General features: G+C 62.1%; 6 protein-coding genes. 3 read left to right on the forward strand and 3 right to left on the reverse strand.

Features of this window, described 5'->3' with window-relative positions:
* The first annotated feature begins 6 nt into the window (after positions 1–6).
* The 3 genes from ACZRMS_RS20225 (at position 7) to umuC (ending at position 3,325) form a co-directional block, all read left to right on the forward strand.
* Positions 7–1,482: a glycoside hydrolase family 32 protein gene (locus tag ACZRMS_RS20225; protein WP_463996769.1), complete on the forward strand. Its 1,476-nt coding sequence runs from the start codon at positions 7–9 to the stop codon at positions 1,480–1,482.
* Between the two features lie 144 nt (positions 1,483–1,626).
* Entirely contained in the window at positions 1,627–2,055 is a 429-nt protein-coding gene (locus ACZRMS_RS20230; protein ID WP_463996770.1) for a LexA family protein, read from the forward strand.
* The gene (gene umuC / locus ACZRMS_RS20235) at positions 2,045–3,325 is read left to right on the forward strand and encodes a translesion error-prone DNA polymerase V subunit UmuC (protein ID WP_463996771.1); all 1,281 of its coding nucleotides are present in this window, start codon (positions 2,045–2,047) and stop codon (positions 3,323–3,325) included. Before ACZRMS_RS20230 ends, umuC begins: the two co-directional genes overlap by 11 nt.
* 20 nt (positions 3,326–3,345) lie before the next feature.
* On the opposite strand, the gene glcF is transcribed toward umuC, so the two are convergent.
* The 3 genes from glcF to glcD are packed head-to-tail and all read right to left on the reverse strand — an operon-like array spanning position 3,346 to position 7,127.
* Positions 3,346–4,563: a glycolate oxidase subunit GlcF gene (gene glcF, locus ACZRMS_RS20240; protein ID WP_463996772.1), complete on the reverse strand. Its 1,218-nt coding sequence runs from the start codon at positions 4,561–4,563 to the stop codon at positions 3,346–3,348.
* Positions 4,564–4,566: 3 nt separating this feature from the next.
* Entirely contained in the window at positions 4,567–5,628 is a 1,062-nt protein-coding gene (gene glcE / locus ACZRMS_RS20245) for a glycolate oxidase subunit GlcE (protein WP_463996773.1), read from the reverse strand.
* Positions 5,628–7,127 carry a glycolate oxidase subunit GlcD gene (gene glcD / locus ACZRMS_RS20250; protein WP_463996774.1) on the reverse strand — a complete coding sequence of 500 codons (1,500 nt, stop codon included), beginning with the start codon at positions 7,125–7,127 and terminating at the stop codon, positions 5,628–5,630. The genes glcE and glcD overlap by 1 nt, the downstream gene beginning before the upstream one ends.
* Positions 7,128–7,415: the final 288 nt, after the last annotated feature.

Raw genomic sequence — 7,415 nt, forward strand, 5'->3', positions numbered from 1 at the left:
CAAACCATGCACGCTGCACTGTTGGATGAAGCGCATCGCGCCATCGAAAAGAAACTGCCTGAACGAGGTAATGACTATCGCCTCGGCTATCACTTGTCACCGCCGGCAGGGTGGATGAATGACCCGAACGGGCTGGTTTTTTTTCGCGGTGAGTACCACATGTTTTACCAGCATCACCCGTATTCGGCGCAGTGGGGGCCGATGCACTGGGGGCATGCCAAAAGCCGGGACCTGGTGCATTGGGAGCATCTGCCCATTGCCCTGGCGCCGAGTGAACCTTACGACCGGGACGGCTGCTTTTCCGGATCGGCCGTGGTCGCGGACGACACCCTGTACTTGATCTACACCGGGCACCAGTGGCTGGGTGAAACGCGCAATGACGAGCAGATTCGTCAGGTGCAATGCCTGGCCAGCAGCGCGGACGGCATCACCTTTACCAAGCAGGGCGTCGTGCTCCAGACACCTCCTGACCCCTCGATCATGCACTGGCGTGACCCGAAGGTCTGGAGGCGCGACGGGCAATGGTGGATGGCACTGGGCGCACGCCAAGGTGATGACCCGCAGTTGCTGCTCTACCGCTCCGCTGACCTGCACCATTGGGAGTACCTGAGCTGTGCGCTGCAAGGGCGGCGCGAGCCCGATGGTTACATGTGGGAATGCCCGGATATTTTCGAGCTGGACGGCTGCGACGTGTTTCTTTACTCGCCCCAAGGCCTCAAGCCCTGTGGCTACGATAACTGGAACCTGTACCAGAACAGCTATAGAACAGGCCGGCTGGATGACAGCGGGCAGTTCACCCCCTGCGGTGAACTGCACGAGCTTGATCATGGCCACGATTTCTATGCCGCGCAGACACTGCTGGCACCCGACGGCCGCCGCCTGCTCTGGGCCTGGATGGACATGTGGGAAAGCCCTATGCCCAGCCAGGCGCAGCACTGGTGTGGCGCGCTGTCACTGCCGCGTGAATTGAGCCGTGACGGCGACCGGCTGCGCATGCGTCCCGCCCGCGAGCTGACGGCACTCAGGCAGTCACAGACCCTGTTGCAGATCGATGAGGTCGCATCCGCCAGTCACGTGCTCGATGTTCAGGGGGCGCTGCTGGAGTTTGAGCTTGAACTGGACCTGGCGGGCAGCAGCGCCGAGCGTTTCGGGTTGGCGCTGCGCTGTAGCGAAGACGGTCGGGAGCGCACTTTGCTGTATTTCGATGCGATGGCCCGCCGTCTGGTGCTCGACCGCCAGTACTCGGGAGCCGGGGTGAGCGGTGTGCGCAGCGTACCGATTGCACCGGGGCAAACGCGGATCGCGCTGCGGGTGTTCCTTGATCGCTCGTCCATCGAAGTATTTGTTGACGATGGCGCTTACACCCTGAGCAGCCGGATCTATCCTCGGCCCGACAGCCTGTTGGCCAGCGCCTTCGCCGTCAATGGCACGGGGTGTTTCGGGAGCATGTCGGCGTGGCGTCTGGCCGATCTTCAGATATAAGACATGCCATCAGCGAGCAGGCCCAGACAGGCAGGGCTGCTCGCGGATGACCGTCCTCTCGTCGCAATCCCTGATAGATAAATTGACCGGAATGATCCTACGCTGTTAACTGTATATTCATACAGTTAGAAGAAGGCGCGCGTCATGAGCTTCACACCCCTGGGACCTATTGCTGAAGATGGCATTCGCCTGCCCCTGTGTTCCTTCAAGGTTCCTGCCGGGTTTCCGTCACCGGCGGCGGATCATATCGACAAGGAAATTTCCCTCGACGAACTGCTCGGTATCCGCGCGCCCCACGTGTATCTGGTACGGATCGATGGCGACAGCATGCAGGGCGCCGGGATTTTTTCCGGGGACCTGGCGGTGGTGGATCGCGCAATCGAACCCGGGCACGGCGATGTGGTGGTGGCGCTGCTCAACAATGACCCCGTCTGCAAGCGCCTTTGTTTGCGCGCCAAGAGCGTGATCCTGCAGTCCGAAAACCTGAAATACCCGGACCGCTATGTGCTGGAAGGTGATGAGCTTTCGATCTGGGGCGTGATCACCTATACCGTGCGCAGCCATGACCACTAAGCCTGGTCCGGTTTATGGGCTGATTGACTGCAACAGCTTCTACGCCAGCTGCGAACGGGTATTTCGACCGGATCTGGCCAAGGTTCCCATCGTGGTGCTGAGCAATAACGACGGCTGCGTGATCGCCCGCAGTTATGACGCCAAGCCCCATGTGAAGATGGGAGAACCGTATTTTCAGATCAGGCACCGGCTCAAGCAGTTGGGAATTGTGGCGTTCTCGTCCAACTATGCGCTGTATGGCGACATGAGCGAGCGCGTCATGAGCCTGATTGAGTCGATGGTGCCGGCAGTCGAGGTGTACAGCATCGACGAGGCCTTTGCCGACCTGACCGGCATTGTGGATGCCACCGCGACGGGGCGGCAGTTGCGCAGCCGGATCCTGCGGTGCTCGGGTATTCCGGTCGGGGTCGGGATTGCTCATACCAAGACCCTGGCCAAGTTGGCCAACCATACTGCCAAAAGGCTTCAGACCCATACGGGCGGGGTTGTGAACCTCTGTGGCGACCATGAGCGTGACTGGGTGCTGCGCAATACTGCGGTGTCAGAGGTCTGGGGCGTCGGGCGGCGCATGACCGTTCACCTTGAAAGCATGGGCATCCGCACCGCCATGGACCTGGCCAGGGCCGACCCCTGGACGCTGCGCAAAAAATTCAGTGTGGTCATCGAAAAGACCGCCCGTGAATTGGCCGGCACCTCGTGCCTGGCCCTGGACGAACCCGACCCGCCCAAGCAGGAAATCTGTTGCAGCCGCATGTTCGGCAAGCGCCTGACCGAGCTGGCGCCCATCCAGGAGGCCGTGGCCACCTATATGATGCGTGCCTCGGAAAAACTGCGGGGGCAAAAATCCTTCTGCAAGAAAATCCGGGTCAGCATTCGCACAGGCATGTTCAACCCGGACGAAGCGAAATACGCCAGAGGGGTGGTGGTGACCTTGCCGTACCCCACCGATGACGTGCGGTTACTGACCAAGGCTGCGGTCGATGCGCTGGGACATGTTTTCCAGCCGGGGTTCAAATACAGCAAGGCCGAGGTGTTGCTGCTGGATCTGCGCCAGCCGGGTGAGTTCTCGGACGACCTGTTTGCGGTCAATCAACCGGCGGACGCTTCAAAGGTGATGGCGGTACTGGATGCGATCAACGGGCGCTGGGGCAGGGGCACGCTGCGAACGGCCAGCGTGCCGCGAAACCCGGACTGGGGAATGCGGCGGGAGATGATGAGCCAGAGCTATACGACCAGGGTTGACCAGCTCTGGCGTGTTTCGTGCCAGTAGCCGGCCTTCGCTGATTCGGGTCAGGGCAGGGCGGCCTCAACCAGTTCGATCCAGTGCCGCACCGGGGTTCTGCCTGCACTGTCGAGGTGGGACTGGCAGCCGATATTGGCCGTGACAATCACATCGGGGTGCCCGCTTTCCAGGGCCTGGAGTTTGTTGTCGCGAAGTTGCCGGGACAGTTCGGGCTGGGTCAGTGAATAAGTGCCTGCCGAGCCGCAGCACAGATGGCTGTCGGGCACGTGGGTCAGGTTGAAACCCAGGCTGGTCAGCATGGCTTCAACCGCCCCGGTGAGCTTTTGCGCGTGTTGCAAGGTACAGGGGCAGTGGAACGCCAGGCGCTGATCGCTGCGGATACGGAGTGTTTCCAGCGGCTCGTCGCGCAGCACTTCAACCAGGTCCCTGGCCAGCGCACTGACCCTGGCTGCCTTGTGCGCATACATCGGGTCGCTGCACAGCAAGTGGCCGTAGTCCTTGATAAAGGCACCACAACCGCTGGCGGTTTGCACGATGGCCTCGGCGCCTTGTTCAATGGCCGGCCACCAGGCGTCGATATTGCGGCGGGCGCGGTCCAGGCCGTCAGCCTGAGCGTCCAGATGATAATCCACGGCACCGCAGCAACCGGCTTCGCGGGCGTCAGTGACGCTGATCCCCAGTCGGTCCAGGACTCTGGCGGCGGCCGCGTTGGTGTTGGGGGACAGCCCGGGCTGCACGCAGCCTTCGAGCATCAGCACCTGGCGTGCATGGCGGGTAGCGGGGCGTGGTTTAGCCGCCGGCACCTGGCGAGGCACCTTGATTTGCAGAGGGGCGGGCAGCCACGCACGCAGAACCTGGCCGCTGCCGAGGAGCTTTTTGAACAGCCCCGCATTGGGTACAACGCTGCGCAAACCTTCGCGCAGCAAGCGCTGGCCGAGTGGCCTTGGTACTTGTGCGTCGACCACCGCGCGGCCGATATCCAGCAAATTGTGATAGTCGACGCCGGAGGGACAGGTGGTTTCGCAATTGCGGCACGACAGGCAGCGGTCCAGATGCTGCTGGGTTTTTTGGGTCGCCTCGTTGCCTTCGAGTACCTGCTTGATCAGGTAGATACGGCCCCTGGGTCCATCCAGTTCGTCACCGAGCAGTTGATAGGTCGGGCAAGTGGCGTTACAGAAGCCGCAGTGCACGCAACTGCGCAGGATGCTTTCGGCCTCCAGGGCGCGGGGAAGCTGGCGTGCGTGTTCGCTCAAGGTGGTCTGCATGGCTCAAAGCTCCGCGTACAGGCGCCCGGGGTTGAAGATGCCCTGTGGATCGAGTTGTTGTTTGAGGTTGCGGTGGTAGCGCATCAGGGTCTCGGGCAGCGGCTGGAACGGGCTGTCAGCAAGGCCGTGGCTGTAGCAGGTCATATGCCCGCCGACCTCGGCTACCACATGGCGAAGAAACGCCCCGTCGGCGTCCGATTTGAGCCAGCGCTGGGCGCCGCCCCAGTCGATCAGTTGCCGTCCGGGCAGTGCCAGTTCGGGGATGTTGTTAGGCAATGACAGCCGCCAGAGGGGCTGGTCTTCATTGAAAAACGGCAGCCGGTGCTCGTTGAGGCCGGCCCAGAAGGACGGGGCCAGAAGCTCACCGCCCAGCCGTTCATGGGCCGCCGCCACGGACCCTTCTGCGCCTTCGAGCCGCAGATGCAGGCGCTGGCCATCGTGACATGCGGCGCTGATCGGCAGCGGTTGCTGGCCCCATTGCGCAAGGCGCAGCAGGGCATGACCGGCGTCCAGTTCCAGGCTGATACTCAGGCATTGGCGCGGCTTGGGCAGAACCTTGAGGGACACTTCGGTCAGCACTCCGAGCATGCCGTAACTGCCAGCCATCAGGCGTGACAAATCATAGCCGGCGACGTTTTTCATGACCTCGCCGCCAAACCGTAAATGCTTGCCGTGCCCGGTGATCACCCGTGTGCCGAGCACGAAGTCCCTGACCGAGCCCGACCATGGCCGACGCGGCCCCGAGAGCCCGCAGGCAATCATGCCGCCCACTGTGGCGTCGCCGAAGGAGGGCGGTTCGCAGGGCAGCATTTGTTGTGCCTCGTCCAGCACCCGCACCAACTCGGACAGCGGCGTGCCACAGCGGGCGGTGATCACCAGTTCGGTCGGGTCATAGCTGACGATGCCCCGGTGGGAGCGGGTATCAAGCACTTCACCCGCCACGTTGTGGCCAAGGAACAGCTTGCTGTTTGAGCCCTGGATGCGCAGCGGGGTGGCGTACTGCAACGCCTGGTTTACCTGCTCCAGCAGCCTGCTGTTGTCATCGATATCCTGAGGGCTGCGCATCAGAAACGCTCCAGATCAGGGAAGGGCAACTGACCCATATGGACATGCATGGCGCCAAACTCGGCGCAGCGATGCAGGGTCGGAATGTTCTTGCCGGGGTTGAGCAAACCACCGGGGTCGAAGGCGGCCTTGACCGCGTGGAACAGGGTCAGCTCATCGCTGCTGAACTGCGCGCACATCTGATTGATTTTTTCACGGCCCACACCGTGTTCGCCGGTAATGCTGCCGCCGACCCTCACGCACAATTCGAGGATCTTGCCGCCCAGGGCCTCGGCGCGATCGAGTTCGCCGGGTTGATTGGCATCGAACAGAATCAGCGGGTGCATATTGCCGTCACCGGCGTGGAACACGTTGGCGACCCGCAGGTTGTATTCGGCCGACAGCGCGGCAATGGCTTGCAGCACGCCCGGCAGTTCACGGCGCGGTATGGTGCCGTCCATGCAGTAGTAATCCGGCGAGAGGCGGCCCACCGCCGGGAAGGCATTCTTGCGCCCGGCCCAGAAGCGCACCCGTTCTGCCTCGTCCCTGGCCTGGCGCACTTCGGTGGCGCCGGCCTGTTGCAGCACCTGGCGCACGCGGTTGCAGTCATCAAAGACATCGGCTTCCACGCCATCGAGCTCGCACAGCAAAATGGCCTGGGCGTCGACGGGGTAGCCTGCGTGGATAAAGTCTTCGGCGGCGCGGATGGCCAGGTTGTCCATCATCTCCAGGCCGCCGGGGATGATGCCGGCGGCAATGATGTCTGCCACGGCCCGCCCCGCTTTTTCGACAGAATCGAACGCGGCCAGCAGCACTTTGGCGGTCTGGGGCTTGGGCAGCAGTTTGACCGTCACCTCGGTGATGACCCCCAGCATGCCTTCGGAGCCGGTAAACAGCGCCAGCAGGTCCAGACCGGGGGAGTCGAGGGCGTCCGACCCCAGGGTCAGGGGTTCACCCTCTACGGTCAGTATTTCGACCTTGAGCAGGTTGTGCACGGTCAGGCCGTACTTCAGGCAATGCACGCCACCGGCGTTTTCCGCGACGTTGCCGCCGATCGAGCAGGCAATTTGTGAGGAGGGGTCCGGCGCGTAGTACAGGCCGAACGGCGCCGCGGCCTGGGAAATCGCCAGGTTGCGCACTCCTGGCTGGACCCGTGCGGTGCGGGCATCCGGATCGATGTGCAGGATGGTGTTGAAGCGTGCCATCACCAGCAGCACGCCTTTTTCCAGCGGCAGTGCACCACCGGACAAACCGGTGCCGGCGCCGCGGGCGACGACAGGAACATGCAGTTCATGGCAGATTCGCAACACGCCTTGGACTTCGGCAAGGTGGCGCGGCAACACCACCAGCAGCGGTGTGGTGCGGTAGGCAGACAGACCGTCGCATTCGTACGGTTTGAGTTCCTCGCGCAGATGCAGGACTTCAAGATCCGGCAAGCGCGCCTGCAAGGTGTGCAGCAAGACGGCTTTATCGACGTCAGGCAGAACGCCATCGACGCGTTCATCGTAAAGAATGTTCATGGCGGCTCACGACACTCGATTGTTTTTATTAGAGGTGTGTATGGACTCTAGAGCAGTCCTGAGCAGTTGCCCCTTTAAAAGGGGTTTGCCTGCCGGGAAAGATCAACGCAGGTGCTGTTACTTGGACGCGTGTGCCGGATATGTACTTGGGGGGGCTGTTGTTTTTGCAGCAGGTAAATAGCTGCCTTTACAGCGTACATATCCATTCGATGCGCCACGGCTTTCTACGGGTTTCGCCCTTACGGCGAGGCACTTTTTCCAAACGCCGAAAAAGTACCCAAAAAGGCT

The sequence above is a fragment of the Pseudomonas sp. B424 genome, from assembly GCF_055408345.1.